The organism is Mesorhizobium sp. AR07 (assembly GCF_024746815.1).
Classification (GTDB): domain Bacteria; phylum Pseudomonadota; class Alphaproteobacteria; order Rhizobiales; family Rhizobiaceae; genus Mesorhizobium.
Map to the genome: position 1 here is coordinate 4,154,546 of NZ_CP080525.1, position 14,248 is coordinate 4,168,793.

At 64.0% G+C, this 14,248-nt stretch carries 15 protein-coding genes; 2 read left to right on the forward strand and 13 right to left on the reverse strand.

The genetic code is table 11. From position 1 onward, the window contains the following. The first annotated feature begins 150 nt into the window (after positions 1–150). The gene (locus BPNPMPFG_RS21150; protein ID WP_258590611.1) at positions 151–576 is read left to right on the forward strand and encodes an OsmC family protein; all 426 of its coding nucleotides are present in this window, start codon (positions 151–153) and stop codon (positions 574–576) included. Positions 577–664: 88 nt separating this feature from the next. Here BPNPMPFG_RS21150 and BPNPMPFG_RS21155 read toward each other — a convergent pair whose 3' ends face one another. From BPNPMPFG_RS21155 to BPNPMPFG_RS21185, 7 genes are all read right to left on the reverse strand, one after another. Next, positions 665–1,309 carry a YceH family protein gene (locus BPNPMPFG_RS21155; RefSeq protein WP_258590612.1) on the reverse strand — a complete coding sequence of 215 codons (645 nt, stop codon included), beginning with the start codon at positions 1,307–1,309 and terminating at the stop codon, positions 665–667. A gap of 313 nt (positions 1,310–1,622) precedes the next feature. Further along, the gene (locus BPNPMPFG_RS21160; protein ID WP_010912301.1) at positions 1,623–2,402 is read right to left on the reverse strand and encodes a succinate dehydrogenase iron-sulfur subunit; all 780 of its coding nucleotides are present in this window, start codon (positions 2,400–2,402) and stop codon (positions 1,623–1,625) included. Further along, positions 2,402–2,839 (reverse strand): DUF3052 domain-containing protein, encoded by a 438-nt coding sequence (locus tag BPNPMPFG_RS21165; protein ID WP_258590613.1) that lies wholly within the window; start codon positions 2,837–2,839, stop codon positions 2,402–2,404. Before BPNPMPFG_RS21165 ends, BPNPMPFG_RS21160 begins: the two co-directional genes overlap by 1 nt. Before the next feature lie 2 nt (positions 2,840–2,841). After that, positions 2,842–4,680, reverse strand: a complete 1,839-nt coding sequence (gene sdhA / locus BPNPMPFG_RS21170) for a succinate dehydrogenase flavoprotein subunit (RefSeq protein ID WP_258590614.1) — start codon at positions 4,678–4,680, stop codon at positions 2,842–2,844. Position 4,681: 1 nt separating this feature from the next. Beyond that, positions 4,682–5,077: a succinate dehydrogenase, hydrophobic membrane anchor protein gene (gene sdhD / locus BPNPMPFG_RS21175; RefSeq protein WP_258590615.1), complete on the reverse strand. Its 396-nt coding sequence runs from the start codon at positions 5,075–5,077 to the stop codon at positions 4,682–4,684. Positions 5,078–5,079: 2 nt separating this feature from the next. Next, positions 5,080–5,499: a succinate dehydrogenase, cytochrome b556 subunit gene (gene sdhC / locus BPNPMPFG_RS21180; protein ID WP_258590616.1), complete on the reverse strand. Its 420-nt coding sequence runs from the start codon at positions 5,497–5,499 to the stop codon at positions 5,080–5,082. 385 nt (positions 5,500–5,884) lie between these two features. After that, positions 5,885–6,283 carry a hypothetical protein gene (locus BPNPMPFG_RS21185; protein WP_258590617.1) on the reverse strand — a complete coding sequence of 133 codons (399 nt, stop codon included), beginning with the start codon at positions 6,281–6,283 and terminating at the stop codon, positions 5,885–5,887. A 250-nt stretch (positions 6,284–6,533) separates the two neighbouring features. Here BPNPMPFG_RS21185 and BPNPMPFG_RS21190 point away from each other — a divergent pair, with 250 nt between their 5' ends. Further along, entirely contained in the window at positions 6,534–6,896 is a 363-nt protein-coding gene (locus BPNPMPFG_RS21190) for a hypothetical protein (RefSeq protein WP_258590618.1), read from the forward strand. Here BPNPMPFG_RS21190 and BPNPMPFG_RS21195 read toward each other — a convergent pair. From BPNPMPFG_RS21195 to BPNPMPFG_RS21220, 6 genes are all read right to left on the reverse strand, one after another. Beyond that, positions 6,880–8,094, reverse strand: a complete 1,215-nt coding sequence (locus BPNPMPFG_RS21195) for a GGDEF domain-containing protein (RefSeq protein ID WP_258590619.1) — start codon at positions 8,092–8,094, stop codon at positions 6,880–6,882. The genes BPNPMPFG_RS21190 and BPNPMPFG_RS21195 overlap by 17 nt on opposite strands. A gap of 75 nt (positions 8,095–8,169) precedes the next feature. Then, a complete protein-coding gene (locus tag BPNPMPFG_RS21200) occupies positions 8,170–9,366 on the reverse strand; it encodes a GGDEF domain-containing protein (protein ID WP_258590620.1) in 1,197 nt (398 codons plus the stop codon). Positions 9,367–9,525: 159 nt separating this feature from the next. Then, on the reverse strand, positions 9,526–10,935 hold the full coding sequence (gene leuC / locus BPNPMPFG_RS21205; protein ID WP_258590621.1) for a 3-isopropylmalate dehydratase large subunit: 1,410 nt from the start codon (positions 10,933–10,935) through the stop codon (positions 9,526–9,528). Positions 10,936–11,243: 308 nt separating this feature from the next. Further along, on the reverse strand, positions 11,244–11,879 hold the full coding sequence (locus BPNPMPFG_RS21210) for a class I SAM-dependent DNA methyltransferase (protein WP_258590622.1): 636 nt from the start codon (positions 11,877–11,879) through the stop codon (positions 11,244–11,246). A 101-nt stretch (positions 11,880–11,980) separates the two neighbouring features. Then, positions 11,981–12,790: an amino acid ABC transporter permease gene (locus tag BPNPMPFG_RS21215; RefSeq protein WP_258590623.1), complete on the reverse strand. Its 810-nt coding sequence runs from the start codon at positions 12,788–12,790 to the stop codon at positions 11,981–11,983. 180 nt (positions 12,791–12,970) lie between these two features. Beyond that, positions 12,971–14,077 carry an ISAs1 family transposase gene (locus BPNPMPFG_RS21220; protein WP_258590624.1) on the reverse strand — a complete coding sequence of 369 codons (1,107 nt, stop codon included), beginning with the start codon at positions 14,075–14,077 and terminating at the stop codon, positions 12,971–12,973. Positions 14,078–14,248 lie beyond the last annotated feature (171 nt).

The following is a 14,248-nucleotide window of genomic DNA, read 5'->3' on the forward strand; positions in this document are numbered from 1 at the left end:
GCATTTTTTCAGAAAATTCGAGATCGCCGCAGCCCGCACCGCGCAATGGTCCAAAGAGCGCAGTGGCCTTCGCGTCCGCGCGCGCTATAGTTGACAGGACGCCGGGCCCAACAGCCCCGACAGCCAGCCACGACAACCAAGGAGGAATTCATGGACCGCACCGCAAACGCCGTCTGGAAGGGCAATCTGAAAGAGGGCAAAGGCACGATCGATACCCAGAGCGGGACCCTCAAGGCCACGCCCTATTCGTTCAAGGCGCGCTTCGAGGACGAGAGCGGCAAATCCGGCACCAATCCCGAAGAGCTGATCGCCGCAGCGCATGCCGGCTGCTACGCCATGCAGCTGTCGCATTTCCTGGCCGAGAACGGCACGCCCGCCACCGAACTCAACGCCAAGGCGGTGGTCACGCTGGTGCCCGGCACCGGCATCACCGGCAGCGCCATCACGCTGGTCGGCAAGGTGCCGGGCATCGATGCGGCGAAATTCAAGGAATTGGCTGAAAAGGCCAAGGCCGAATGCCCGGTCTCGAAGGCACTCGGCGCGATCAAGGTGTCGCTCGATGCCAGGCTTGGTTGAGAGGCTGAAGCTGCCGATCTCCCCCCAAGAGGGGGAGATGTCCGGCAGGACAGAGGGGGGCGCTGTCCCGCCGACGTTTCAAACGATATCAGCCGCCTGCGCCGCTCAGCGCCTCGATGCGAGCACGCAGTCTCGCGACTTCTTCCTCAAGCGCGCCGATGCGCTCTTCGAGGCCTGAGACCGATGAGGTTGCCGACGGCGCCTGATGCATGGCGATCGCCGCGATCTGCGGCGTCCCGCTCAGCAGATGCACAAAACGCTCCTCGCGCTGGCCAGGCCCGCGCTCGATCAGCATCACCAGCGGCGGCCTGCGGCCGATCAACAGGTCGAGGTCGGTGCGCAGCGCGTCGATCGATGAGAACCGCGCCATGCGCTCGGCCCGTGCCAGCAATTCGTGCGCCGTCTGCGCACCGCGCAGCAGCATCAGGCCGATCAGCGCGATCTGCGCCGAGGTGAGCGAGAAACGCTGCGCCACCAGATGCTCGTAGCGCTCGACGCGCGACGCGAAGACCTGCCGGACCAGGCCCTTCTGCTCCAGCTGGCTCAGCGCCCGCCTGACCTCGACAAGCTCGACCGCCATCACCGGTTCGCGCGCCGTCTTCTGGTTGGCGGCGGCATGGGCGCCGTTGAGCGTCAGCGGATAGACATCAGGCGTCAGCTCCTTCTTCTCGATCAGGCAGCCGAGCACGCGCGCTTCGATCGGCGAGAGGATGGGAAGGTCGGTATCGGTCATTGGATTGGCAATTTTCTACTGATTCTTTGGCACTATGATTTTGACAGACATCATAGCGCTGCGACAGGGCAGAACGTCTTGAAGTCGGCAGGACAGCGCCCCCCTCTGTCCTGCCGGACATCTCCCCCACTTGGGGGGAGATCAGCAGCCTCAGCCCCCGGTTCTATTCTGAAGCGTTGAAGTTCTTCTGCAATGCTGGTGATTTGGCGAAGACGGCGATGAAGGCCAATCTCCCCCCAAGTGGGGGAGATGCCCGGCAGGGCAGAGGGGGGCGCGAAGGATCACCACAGATGAGGGCGATCTCCCGCCGAAATTACACCCTTCTCTCCACCATCATCTTCTTGATCTCGGCGATCGCCTTGGCCGGGTTGAGGCCCTTGGGGCAGGTCTGCGCGCAGTTCATGATGGTGTGGCAGCGGTAGAGCCGGAACGGGTCTTCGAGATTGTCGAGCCGCTCGCCCTTGGCCTCGTCGCGGGAATCGATCAGCCAGCGATAGGCCTGCAAGAGCGTTGCCGGGCCAAGATAGCGGTCGCCGTTCCACCAGTAGCTCGGGCACGAGGTCGAGCAGCAGGCGCACAGGATGCATTCGTAGAGCCCGTCGAGCTTCTCGCGGTCCTCATGGCTCTGCAGCCATTCCTTGGCCGGCTGCGGCGACACCGTCTTCAGCCACGGCTCGATCGAGGCGTGCTGGGCGTAGAAATTGGTCAGGTCGGGCACCAGGTCCTTGACCACCTGCATATGCGGCAGCGGATAGACCTTGACGGCGCCGGAAATGTCGTCGCAGCCCTTGGTGCAGGCCAGCGTGTTGGAGCCGTCGATGTTCATGGCGCAGGAGCCGCAAATGCCTTCGCGGCAGGAGCGACGCAAGGTCAGCGTCGGGTCAATCTTGTTCTTGATCCAGAGCAGTGCGTCGAGCACCATCGGCCCGCAATCGTCCATGTCGACGAAATAGGTGTCGATGCGCGGGTTCTCGTCATCGTCCGGCGACCAGCGGTAGATACGGTACTCGCGCAGATTGGTCGCGCCTTCCGGCTTCGGCCAGGTCTTGCCCTGCTGGATCTTCGAGTTCTTGGGGAGCGTCAGTTCGACCATTACCTGCGGTCCTTTCGGATGACGAGCTTCAGCCCGGACCAGATTTCATTCACTGCGGCGACTTTCACATCGACCAGGTCGAGCTTCAGCGCCTCGGCGCGAACCACGCCCTCGGTGACATCGGTCGGCACGTTCGATGCCTTTTTCGGCCAGGACACCCAGACCATGCCGTCGCGCTTGATCGCCGCCTCGACATCGCCGAGGCGATCCTCGATCTCGGCGCGCTGCCGGGTGAAGGCATGGACGGCGTCGTATTTCAGGGTCGTTCCAGAAATACCGGACCAATCGGCCAGCCGGTCGACATCGGCAAAGGCCACGGCCCCAGCCAGGTCGTCGAGTTCCGACGGCAGCGCGATGAAGGCGGCAGTCATGCCGTCCTTCAGGCCGAGCTTGGCCGGAAGGGGCGTGCCGGAATATCCCGAAGCCGCCGGCGCCATCGCTAGTACACCCTGGCCTTCGGCGCGATCTTGGCGAGGCTGATGCCGCCGTCCTTTTCGGCCAGCAGCGGCTCGGTGTGCACCGGCCGGTAGGACAGCGTCACCTTGCCGTCCTCGCCGAGGCGCGCCAGCGTATGCTTGCGCCAGTTGGTGTCGTCGCGGGCCGAAAAGTCTTCCCGCGCATGCGCGCCGCGGCTCTCCTTGCGCGCCTCGGCGCTGTAGACCGTGGTGATGGCGTTGGCCATCAGGTTTTCCAGCTCCAGCGTCTCGACCAGATCCGAGTTCCAGATCATCGAGCGGTCGAATACCTTGACATCCCTGAGTTCGGTCCAGATTTCCGAAATGCGCTTGCAGCCATTCTCCAGCGATTCCTGCGTGCGGAACACCGCCGCGTCTTCCTGCATCGCCCGCTGCATCTTTTCGCGCAGGCTTGCCGTCGGCGTCGAGCCGTTGGCGTGACGCAGCCGGTCGAAACGGTCCATGATCTTTTCGACGGAGGCTTCATTGGGGGCAGGGATCGCCGCCTTGCGGTCGATGACCTGGCCGGCCCGGATCGCGGCCGCGCGGCCGAACACCACCAGGTCGATCAGCGAGTTCGAACCGAGCCGATTGGCGCCGTGCACGGAGGCGCAGCCGGCCTCGCCGGCCGCCATCAGTCCGGGCGACACCTTGTCCGGGCTCCTCGACGTCGGGTTGAGCACCTCGCCCCAGTAATTGGTCGGCACGCCGCCCATATTGTAGTGGACGGTCGGCAGCACCGGGATCGGCTCCTTGGTCAGGTCGACGCCGGCAAAGATCTTCGCCGATTCCGAAATGCCCGGCAGCCTCTCATGCAGCACGGCCGGATCGAGATGGTCGAGGTGCAGGAAGATATGGTCCTTCTTGGGGCCGACGCCGCGGCCCTCGCGGATTTCCAGCGTCATGCAGCGCGAGACGACGTCGCGCGAAGCAAGGTCCTTGGCCGACGGCGCGTAGCGCTCCATGAAGCGTTCACCCTCGGAGTTGACGAGATAGCCGCCCTCGCCGCGCGCGCCTTCGGTGATCAGGCAACCGGCACCATAGATGCCGGTCGGGTGGAACTGCACGAACTCCATGTCCTGCAGCGGAAAGCCGGCACGCGCGGCCATGCCGCCGCCGTCGCCGGTGCAGGTGTGCGCCGAAGTCGCCGAGAAATAGGCGCGGCCATAGCCGCCGGTCGCCAGCACCACCATCTTGGCCGAGAAGCGGTGGATGGTGCCGTCATCGAGGTTCCAGGCGACGACGCCGGTGCAGGTGCCGTCCGGCTCCATGATCAGGTCGAGCGCGAAATACTCGATGAAGAACTGCGCGTTGTTCTTCAGCGACTGGCCGTAGAGCGTGTGCAGGATGGCGTGGCCGGTGCGGTCGGCGGCGGCACAGGTGCGCTGCACCGGCGGACCGTCGCCGTAGTTCATCATGTGGCCACCGAATGGCCGCTGGTAGATCTTGCCCTCTTCGGTGCGCGAGAACGGCACGCCGTAATGTTCGAGCTCGTAGACGGCCGCCGGCGCTTCGCGCACCAGATATTCCATGGCGTCGACATCGCCCAGCCAGTCCGAGCCCTTGACGGTATCGTACATGTGCCACTGCCAGGAATCGGGGCCCATATTGGACAGCGAGGCGGCAATGCCGCCTTGCGCCGCCACCGTGTGCGAGCGGGTCGGGAACACCTTGGTGATGCAGGCGGTGCGCAAGCCCTGTTCGGCCATGCCGAGCGTGGCGCGCAGGCCGGCGCCGCCGGCACCGACGACCACCACGTCGAATTTGTGGTCGACATAGGTATAGCCGGAACCGGTGTTGGTTCCTTTTGCGTCCTTGGCCAACTCAGCCTCCGAATGCCAGCTTGAGCAGGGCGAAGATCGAGGCGACGCCGACCGCTATGGTGAAAAAAGTATTGAGCGCGATCAGCGCCAGCTTCATGCCTTCGCCATGCACATAATCCTCGATGATCACCTGCATGCCGAGCCGCATATGGATAAGCCCGGAGACCAGCACCAGGGCCAGCACCAACGCCACGAACGGATTGGCGAGCGCTGCCCGCACGTCCGTATAGCCGGCGCCGTTGAGCGCAACCAGGAACCCGACGAAGAACAGCATCAGCGGGATGTTGGCGATGGCGGTGAGGCGCTGGCGCCAGAAATGGCCGGTGCCCTCGCGGGCGGAACCGAGGCCGCGGACTTTCGCCAGCGGCGTGCGCATGTCGGTCTTTCCAGTGCTCATGATCAGGCTCCCCGCGCCATATAGCCGGCGATCCAGATCAACAATGTGAGCAGGATCGAGCCGGCCAGCGTCGCCCAGGCGATCTTCGAAGCCGTATGCTTCTCGAGGCCGGCGCCGGTATCCCACACCAGATGGCGCACGCCACCCAGCATGTGGTGCATCAGCGCCCAGGTGTAGCCGAACAGGATCAGCCGGCCGAGCCAGGTGCCGAAGGCCCAGTTGACCCAGTCGAACGTCGCTTGCGAGCTTGCCGCCGCCATCAGCCACAGTGCGACCAGCAGCGTACCGAAATACAGTGCCCCGCCGGTGATGCGATGGATGATCGACATCGTCATCGTGATCGGCGGCCGGTACACGCTCAGATGCGGCGAAAGTGGCCGATCACGTCTGGCAGATGCGCGGGTGGCTGGTGATTTGCTCATGGCTCCCCCAGGTCGGCGTCCCTTGGCCTCAGGTGGAAATGCGGCATTGCCGCTTCCGGTTGCGACTTCGGACAGCCGGTTTCTAATGCTCTTTTTGCACCGCGTCAAAGCCAGAAAATCGTTTCGAAAACGTAATTTAGTCTGACTAAAAGGCAGGCTCGGGCTTCAATCGATTAGGAGCTGGAAGCCAGAAGCCGGCTCGATATCGCTGCAGTGCAACATGTAGTCTGGCCAAGAGCGCAGGTGCATTGAGATTCAGGTCAGGACGAGCCGAAAATGGTGGTTTCCGAGAACCGGAGCGGAGCGTACTCAAAGTACGTGAGCACCGGAAGCGCAGGAAGCCGCCATTTGCAGGCCGGCCTCACCTGAATATCAATGCACCTGATTAGCGCTTGCAGGTCACCGGCGTCGACCCCGCCTTCATGACCAACGCTTCGCGGCCATCGATCACAATCGCGTCATGCGCCTGCTCGTAACGGCTGTTCTGGTTGGCCGGCGAGGCCAGCAGATCCTCGCTGGTGCCGTCGGAGCCGAGAACGCGCACGGAGGTGCCGAGATTCTCGATCGTCATCCTGCCGCCGTCCGCGCAACTGTATGTGGCGGTACGCGGCTGCGGCGTGGTCACGTCGGTGACGGCGCCGCCCGTCGAGATGGCGGGCGCCGATAAACCCGACGCGGCGGTCTTGTTGCCGGCCTTCGGCTCATTGTTCTGCGGCACGCAGGCCATGGCGACCAAAAGCGGCGAAAGGGCAAGCGTCACCCGAAACGTCCGGCGTAACGCCATATGCTGTCCTCCCGCGCGGCAGACTAGCCGCGATGCTTTGCCAAGATCAAGATCGTCAGACGCCGAGCTGGACGCCGGCCGCGATGGTGCGGCCAAGCATGGCCGAAAGATGGCCACCGGGTTTTCCGCCCGGTCGATATTAACCATGTTTATCGAGACATCGCCGCGAAACGCGCCAGCCTCTTAACAAAGGTTAAGAAAAGGTTAATTTCTGATTCGAGGAGGCTTTCCTCTAAACAAGGAGGACGCCATGCGTTCGAAATCGGGAAGAATACGCCTTGCGGCGCTCATCGTGACGGCTTCGGTCGTCGGCCTGGCTGCGCCGGCGCTTGCCGGAGCGCGTCATCAGGACCGCGTCTACGCCGATTCGTTCGGCAATCTCGTCATCGACAGCGCCGCCGGCTACAAGCGCATCCTGGTTGGCGAAGGCAAACTGGCCAAGCAGCTGTCCGACTACACCAGCGCCGGCCAACCCAAGGTGATCTACCAGAACGAAGCCGACGAGATATCGGGATACAGAGATTGCTACCGGCCGCCGGTGTTCGTGAAGGGCCGCAGCTACATGTACGGGCTTTCCGACGGCGAGATGCCCGAGCTCAGCCCCTGCCGCTAGATGAGATACTGATCCCGGCGGACGACCGTGCGCCGGCCGGCCCGGCCGAAACACGCACGCAATCGCGCCCGGCATTCTTCGCCAGATAGAGCGCCTGGTCGGCGCGCCGCATCAGATCGGCAAAATCCTCGCTCGGATGAAGCTCGGCGACGCCGAAGCTCGCGGTGCAGCGATTGTCCGCCGGCAGTCCGTCGATGGGAAGCGCGCCGAAAGCGCTGCGTGTGCCCTCGGCGAACAGCCGGGCAGCGGCAAGATTGGTTCCCGGCAGGATGATGGCGAACTCCTCGCCGCCGATGCGGCCCGCGACATGATGGCCGGCGGCAGCATCGCGCAGAAAGCCGGCGAAGGTCTCGATCACCCGGTCGCCGGATGCATGGCCGAAACTGTCGTTAACGCTCTTGAAATGATCGAGGTCGGCGATGACCAGCGCGACCGGCACGCCTTGCCGCACCGCGCCAACCACCGCCAGCTCGGCGTGGCGGGCGAAGCCGCCGCGGTTGAGCAGGCGCGACAGCGTGTCCATCTCCGACTTCGACGTCACCTCGGCGAGCACGTCGCGAACCAGGATGGCCAGCATCAGCAGCGCCAGCGCCAGGCCGAAGACGGTGCCGAGCGACTGCGAGACCAGCGCGTAGCTGCTTTGCAGATAGGCCTGCGGATTGGCGCCCCAGCCGCCCAGCGCATGCGCGATAAACGGCTTTGAGGCAAACTGCAGGCCGCTGGCCGCCAGCACCGCCATCAGGATGCGGTCGAGACGGGCGAGCCTTTGCCTGGACGACCAGACGATGGCGAGACCAATGAACTGCATGACCGCATAGGGAAGCTGGTAGGCCATCATGCGGGTCAGCGACTGGCGCGGCAGGTCCTGCACGAAATACACCGCGACGGTGGTGGCGAGCAGGAAGAACAGCATCGGCGCCCACGGTGGCGCCACACCATATTTGTGCGCAAGCCCACCATTGAAGGCGATGGTGGCGCCAAGGAAGACGGCGAAAGCGGTGACCACCACCGGCCGCGCATCGTCGAAGGCGGGAATGCTGAATTCGACCGCGAAATAGGCCATGCCCAGGAGATAGGCTGATGCCAGCCAGCGCGGCGACGCACGGCCGGCCTCATGCAACGCGATCGCCATGAAGGACGCCGCCAGCAGGCCGGCAACCGACAAATTGATCAACAGGATGAAGTTGGCGCCACTCATAAGTCTTCTCGCACCCGCCCGACAGCTAGCATCGACGGGCGAAGAAGCCGTTAATTTTTGCTCGGCCGGACCGGATCAGCCCATCTTGAGCGGCTCCGCCACGAACACCGTTTCCGGCCGCTCGTAGGACAGGCGCACACTGTCGCGACCGTTCTTCTTGGCCTTGTAGAGCGCGTCGTCGGCACGCCGCATCAGCGGCTCCAGTGCCTCGTCGCCGCTGCGGGCCGCCACGCCGAAGCTGGCGGTCACCTTGGTGCCGGCAGGCAGCCCGTCGACGTGGCCAGCCGAATAGAGCGTGCGCACGGCCTCGGCGAACAGCCGCGCGGCAGCGAGATCGCTCAAGGGAAGCAGCACGGCGAACTCCTCGCCGCCGATACGCCCGGCAATGCCGCGCGCCCCGGCCGCCGACCGAAGCTTGGCGGCGAAGTCGGCGATCACGCGATCGCCCGCCGCATGCCCGTGCACGTCGTTGAGCGCCTTGAAATGATCGAGATCGGCCAGCACCAGCGCGACCGGAAACCGGGCCGTGGCGCAGTGCCGCAGCAGCAGCATGCCTCGCTCCTCGAAGCCGCGGCGATTGAGCAGACCCGAAAGCGGATCGGTATAGGTCTCCGTCTTCAGCGCTTTCATCACGTCGAGCGCCGCGGCGGAGAACAGGCAGAGCGCAATGAGCAGCGACAGCAGTGCGTGCGACAGAAGGGCCGTCGTCCAGTAGGACGAGCCATAGAATCCGTCATAGCTGGTGAAGGGTCCATGCGCGATGACGACGACAAGGGTGCGCACGAAGAAGTTCAGGCTCGACAGCAGCGACAGCACGAAGAGGATGTTCTCGGTCGGGCCGTTGCGGCGCACCGGGCGCAGTTCAGCGGCGACCAGAAGACTGATCCCGCCGAAAGCGAAATTCATCGCCAGGATGCGCCAGGTGAGATCCGGCGCGACGAACAGGAACCAGCACAACGACGCCAGGCCGCCGCCGGCCAGCACGCCGATCCCCACATAGGGCACCTTGCGGCCATAGCGGTGGACGATGGCGCTGGACAGGCAGCAGCCGGCAAGTGTGAAGCAGATGTTCGACGCCAGCTTGGTCAGCTGCATGCCGATGGGCAAGGTGAAATACTGGAGCAGGAAGCCGACCGCAGAGACACTGTAACTGATCGCCAGCACGGCGAGATAGGGGCGGTGGCGTTGATAGGACCATAGCACGAGGAAGGCCGCGCCGAGTGCCAGCGCGATCGTCGGATTGAGCAGCGCTATCAACAGGCCGGTGTCCAAAGGACTGTGACTTCCCCTCGCTTACGTCAGGGAAGAGCTTAGAGGGCAAGCCCCAACAAGCGGTTAAGCGAAAGCGAATATGCGGCCGGATGAATGAAAAAACCCCGGAGCCGCAAAGCTCCGGGGTCTGGCAAGCTTTCGAAGCCGCGGGCTCCGGCGTTACTTCCACTCGCGGATGTCGACGAAGTGGCCGGCGATCGCCGCCGCCGCCGCCATTGCCGGCGACACCAGATGGGTGCGGCCCTTGAAGCCTTGCCGGCCCTCGAAATTGCGGTTCGAGGTCGAGGCGCAGCGTTCATGCGGCTTCAGCCGGTCGTCATTCATGGCAAGGCACATCGAGCAGCCCGGCTCGCGCCAGTCGAAGCCGGCGGCCACGAAGATCTTGTCGAGGCCTTCGGCTTCCGCCTGTTCCTTGACCAGGCCGGAGCCCGGCACGATCATCGCATCGATATGCGGGCTGACCGTCTTGCCTTCGACCACCTTGGCCACTGCGCGCAGATCCTCGATGCGGCCATTGGTGCAGGAGCCGATGAAGACGCGGTCGAGCGTGATATCGGTGATCCTGGTCCCCGGCGTCAGCCCCATATAGTCGAGCGCGCGCTGCTTGGAGGTGCGCTTGTTTTCATCGGTGATGTCGTCCGGATTCGGCACGATGCCTTGCACCGACACGACATCCTCGGGCGACGAGCCCCAGGAGACGATCGGCGGCAACTTGGCCGCGTCGAGCACGATCACCTTGTCGAAATGCGCGCCCTCGTCGGACTGCAGCGTTTTCCAGTATTCGAGCGCCGCATCCCAGGCCGCGCCCTTCGGCGCGCGCGGCTTGTCCTTGACATAGGCGAAGGTCGTCTCGTCGGCGGCGATCAGGCCGGCGCGCGCGCCGCCCTCGATCGACATGTTGCAGATCGTCATGCGGCCTTCCATCGACAGCGCGCGGATCGCCTCGCCGGCATATTCGATGACATAGCCGGTGCCGCCGGCGGTGCCGATCTCGCCGATGATGGCGAGGATGATGTCCTTGGCGGTGACGCCTTGCGGCAGCACGCCGTCGACGCGCACCAGCATGTTCTTGGCCTTGCGCTGGATCAGCGTCTGCGTCGCCAGCACATGCTCGACCTCAGACGTGCCGATGCCGTGCGCCAGCGCGCCGAAGGCGCCATGGGTCGAGGTGTGGCTGTCACCGCAGACGATGGTCATGCCGGGCAGCGTAAAACCCTGTTCCGGGCCGATGATGTGGACGATGCCCTGGCGGATATCGTTCTCGGAATAATATTCGACGCCGAAATCCTTGGCGTTCCTGGCCAGCGCTTCGACCTGGATGCGGCTTTCCTCGTTCTTGATGCCGAACTTGCGCTCGGGCGAGGTCGAGACATTGTGATCGACCACGGCCAGCGTCTTTTCCGGATGCCGGACCTTGCGGCCGCTCAGGCGCAGGCCTTCGAAGGCCTGCGGGCTGGTCACCTCATGGACGAGGTGGCGGTCGATGTAGAGCAGGCAGGTGCCGTCGTCCTGGCGATCGACGATGTGGTCGTCGAAAATCTTGTCGTAGAGGGTGCGCGGTGCGCTCATGTGCGTAAATCCGTCGATATGAGAATGGGAAAGAGCAGATGCCGGATCATCAGTCCGGCGAAACGACCTGGACAGGTCGGCCTAGGGTAGTCGGCTGGTCAGTGCGCCGGACACGCGCGCGGAGAAACGCGACGGCAGGCGTTTTCTGTCCTGCAGCACGAACCCCTTGTAAGCCGGATCGCCAAAAAGCTCTTCCATGGCGTGGCTCATACCAATGTTTTGGCTTTTCGGCAATTGCGGCGTGTCTTCGCAGAACTTGGGTTCCTCGCCCACGAAGTGGGGAGAGGAACTGGCGCCACGCTTGCCACTCAGATTATCTCGAACACAAACGTCTTCACCAAGGCATCAGGCTCGGCGATCGCGTAGCAGCGGAACCACGGGCTCTGCTCGACCGGCCGCCATTTTTTCGCCTGCTCCAGTTCATCGAAAACAGTCTGAAACCCGCCGCTTTCGAACACCTGGTCGCGCACGGTGAAGATGGCGTGCCCGCCCTTCTTCGTGATGCGCACCAGTTCGTGCAGGCCCGATGCCGGCGCATGGCTGATGGTGAACACACCGGTTGAGAAGAAAGCGCGAAAGTGGCCGTCCGGCCATGGCAGCGGCCCGCCCAGCATCGCCTGCTTCAGGTCGCTGTAGGCATTGCGGCTACCGGCGATCTTCAGCATGTCGTCGGAGAGGTCGAGCCCGGCAATGGCGCCGTAGCCCAGCGCCTTCAGCGACGGCCCCGACAGGCCGGTGCCGCAGCCGGCATCGAGCAGCGGCCCGTCGCCCGCCGGCACGTGGCGCGCCACCCAGGCGGTGATCAGGAACGGCAGGAGATAACCGAGCGAAGCGGTCTCGCTGTCATAGGTCGCGGCCCATGCGGCATAGGCCTCGGCCAGCGCTTCCGGCGTGTCGGCCGTGTAGACGGAATCCAGCGCTGCATTGGCTTTGTCGACGATCATCGGTCGTGCTCCACTGGCCAATGCATGTCGCCCAAAAGTGCGCCGCGGTTTTGGGGCAACGACATGCATAAACCCAAGATAACGCTGTCGTCGCGAAAAAACTATTCCTCGTGCTGGCGGCGCAACCGCCGTTCCAGCGCCCGGAGCGCCAGCGACAGGCCGACGGTCAGGATGAGATAGACATAAGCGACGATCGAATAGGTCTCGAAGAAACGGAACGAGCCGGCAGCATAGACCTTACCCATCTGCGTGATGTCGGCGACGCCGAGCACCGAGACCAGCGAGGAATCCTTGACCAGGGCAACGAAGTCGTTGCCAAGCGGCGGCAGGATGGTGCGGATGGCCTGCGGAAACACGATCAGCCGGAAACGCTGCGCCCGCGTCAGGCCGAGCGCCTTGGCCGCCTCGATCTGGCCCTTCTCGACCGCCTGGATGCCGGCGCGAAAAACCTCCGAGATGAAGGCCGAATAGCCGATGGTCAGTGCCATGATGGCGCGCCACAGGAGCGACACGTCGCGCACCAGCAGCTCGCCGAGCAGGCCGGAACTCTGCAGCGGCGCCGTCAGCGCGTTCCAGCCCGCGACGAAGGCCGGTGCGCCGACGAAGGCGATCCAGAAGAGCAGCACCAGGATCGGCACGCCGCGGATGATCTCGACATAGAAGCGGGCGACCTGGCGCAGCCAGCGCGAGCCCGACAGTCCCATCAGTGCGATGCCCAGCCCGATCGCCGAAGCCAGCACGAAGGCGATCACCGTGACGAAGACGGTGATGCCGATGCCCTTGGCGACGGTGGCGAAAACCTGGGTGTAGAGGTTGCTGGTGGCAACGAAGACGGCCACCGCGATGGCGATGGCCACGGCCACGACGAGCCACCAGGGGAAGTCGGATTTTGAGGCGGAAGGGGCCTGCATCAGGCGATGCCGGCAAGGCAGATATCGCGAAGGCAGCGCTCCACGATACCCCCCTCTGCCCTGCCGGGTATCTCCCCCTCAAGGGGGGAGATCGCTTGCCGCAATCGCTTTCGCCAATCTGCAACGCTGAACAGGAAGCGCCATCGTGAGAGCTGCCAATCTCCCCCCTTGAGGGCAGGGCTATCGCATATGAGTGATAAGGCTGATGAGGTCTTGATCGGCCCACTGTGCTTTGAGTCGTTTGTGGCTGAGCGGGATGTTTTCCGGGTCGGCTCTAAGGATGTTGAGAGTAAGGCGCCGAAGTATGGCGTGGTTTGCCGGCGCGTTGTTCTTGCGACCCCTGATGCGATCTTCGCAGAGCAGGACGTCGAGTTGCCAGTGCAGCTCATTCTCTATGCTCCAGTGGCGGCGGACGGAGGCGATCAGTTCTTTGGCCGGCATTGTGCGCGACAACGCATAGCAGCGGACCTTGTGGGTGGTCTTGCCATCGACGGTGCGCCAGCTTTCGACACGGCCGACGGCGCAAAGGTCGACGAGCGCGTTCTGGCCCGGCGTCTGGGCGAAGGGGACGACGAAAGCACGGCGCACCTCGTGGCGGCCATGGGCATCCTCGTCGACCTGATGGAACCTGGTTCTTTTGCTCGCAGCTGCCGCGTCGAGGGCGGCATTGGCCTGTACTGCCAGTTTCGACTGGTTGCCCTTGATGGCCAGCACATAGTTGCCGCCACCTTCGCGGATGGTCTTGGTCATGCGGCGATGGCAGTGCAAGGCATCGCCGGTGACGGTCAACCCCTTGAGCGACAACAGCTTGAGCGCCTCGATCGCAGCCTCGACCTCGCCACCCTTGTGTGCCACGACCTGAGCCAGGCTCATGAAGGTGTCGCAGGCAAAGACTGTAACCACCAGCGGCGGCATGTGGGCGCAGCCCTTGGCGTAGGCGCGCCTGAGGCTCTTGCCGTCGACGGCGACTTGGCCTTTCGGCACATCGATGTGCGCCTGTGTGCCGAAGGCGGCCATGAAGCGCATGAAGGCGGCGTTGAAGGCCACCGGATCGAGTGCGGCCAGCACCCGGCTGAAGGTGTCGTGGCTGGGCACGCCGTGCTTGAGGGGGATGAACTGCCGCAACAGATCGAGCCGCGACTTGGCAAACAGCACCATCTCCGTGCAGTGCGTCGCTCCGCAAAGCACCGCCGCCAGCGCCACGAACAAAATCTCTGGCAATTCGTGCTGGGCCGTGAAGTCTCGAGGGTCCGGAACCTCGTCGAATATATCCACAAACACCATCATGACCTCCTGTCTTCAAGAGGTCCGTCAGAATCAATTTCTCTCCACCACGCAAGTGACCCGATCTACTCATGTGCGATTCCCCTGCCCTTGAGGGGGGTGAGGCGTGGTCCGCGCAGCGGACGGAAAGCCAATTGCTTGGCTTTCCGAACAACGAACGCCCGGAGCGATAGC

Coding starts and splice junctions, on each gene's coding strand:
- BPNPMPFG_RS21150 (WP_258590611.1), top strand. CDS start 151: ATGGACCGCACCGCAAACGCCGTCTGGAAGGGCAATCTGAAAGAGGGC.
- BPNPMPFG_RS21160 (WP_010912301.1), bottom strand. CDS start 2,402: ATGGTCGAACTGACGCTCCCCAAGAACTCGAAGATCCAGCAGGGCAAG.
- sdhC (WP_258590616.1), bottom strand. CDS start 5,499: ATGAGCAAATCACCAGCCACCCGCGCATCTGCCAGACGTGATCGGCCA.
- BPNPMPFG_RS21155 (WP_258590612.1), bottom strand. CDS start 1,309: ATGACCGATACCGACCTTCCCATCCTCTCGCCGATCGAAGCGCGCGTG.
- BPNPMPFG_RS21185 (WP_258590617.1), bottom strand. CDS start 6,283: ATGGCGTTACGCCGGACGTTTCGGGTGACGCTTGCCCTTTCGCCGCTT.
- BPNPMPFG_RS21220 (WP_258590624.1), bottom strand. CDS start 14,077: ATGATGGTGTTTGTGGATATATTCGACGAGGTTCCGGACCCTCGAGAC.
- leuC (WP_258590621.1), bottom strand. CDS start 10,935: ATGAGCGCACCGCGCACCCTCTACGACAAGATTTTCGACGACCACATC.
- BPNPMPFG_RS21210 (WP_258590622.1), bottom strand. CDS start 11,879: ATGATCGTCGACAAAGCCAATGCAGCGCTGGATTCCGTCTACACGGCC.
- BPNPMPFG_RS21190 (WP_258590618.1), top strand. CDS start 6,534: ATGCGTTCGAAATCGGGAAGAATACGCCTTGCGGCGCTCATCGTGACG.
- BPNPMPFG_RS21215 (WP_258590623.1), bottom strand. CDS start 12,790: ATGCAGGCCCCTTCCGCCTCAAAATCCGACTTCCCCTGGTGGCTCGTC.
- BPNPMPFG_RS21165 (WP_258590613.1), bottom strand. CDS start 2,839: ATGGCGCCGGCGGCTTCGGGATATTCCGGCACGCCCCTTCCGGCCAAG.
- sdhD (WP_258590615.1), bottom strand. CDS start 5,077: ATGAGCACTGGAAAGACCGACATGCGCACGCCGCTGGCGAAAGTCCGC.
- BPNPMPFG_RS21195 (WP_258590619.1), bottom strand. CDS start 8,094: ATGAGTGGCGCCAACTTCATCCTGTTGATCAATTTGTCGGTTGCCGGC.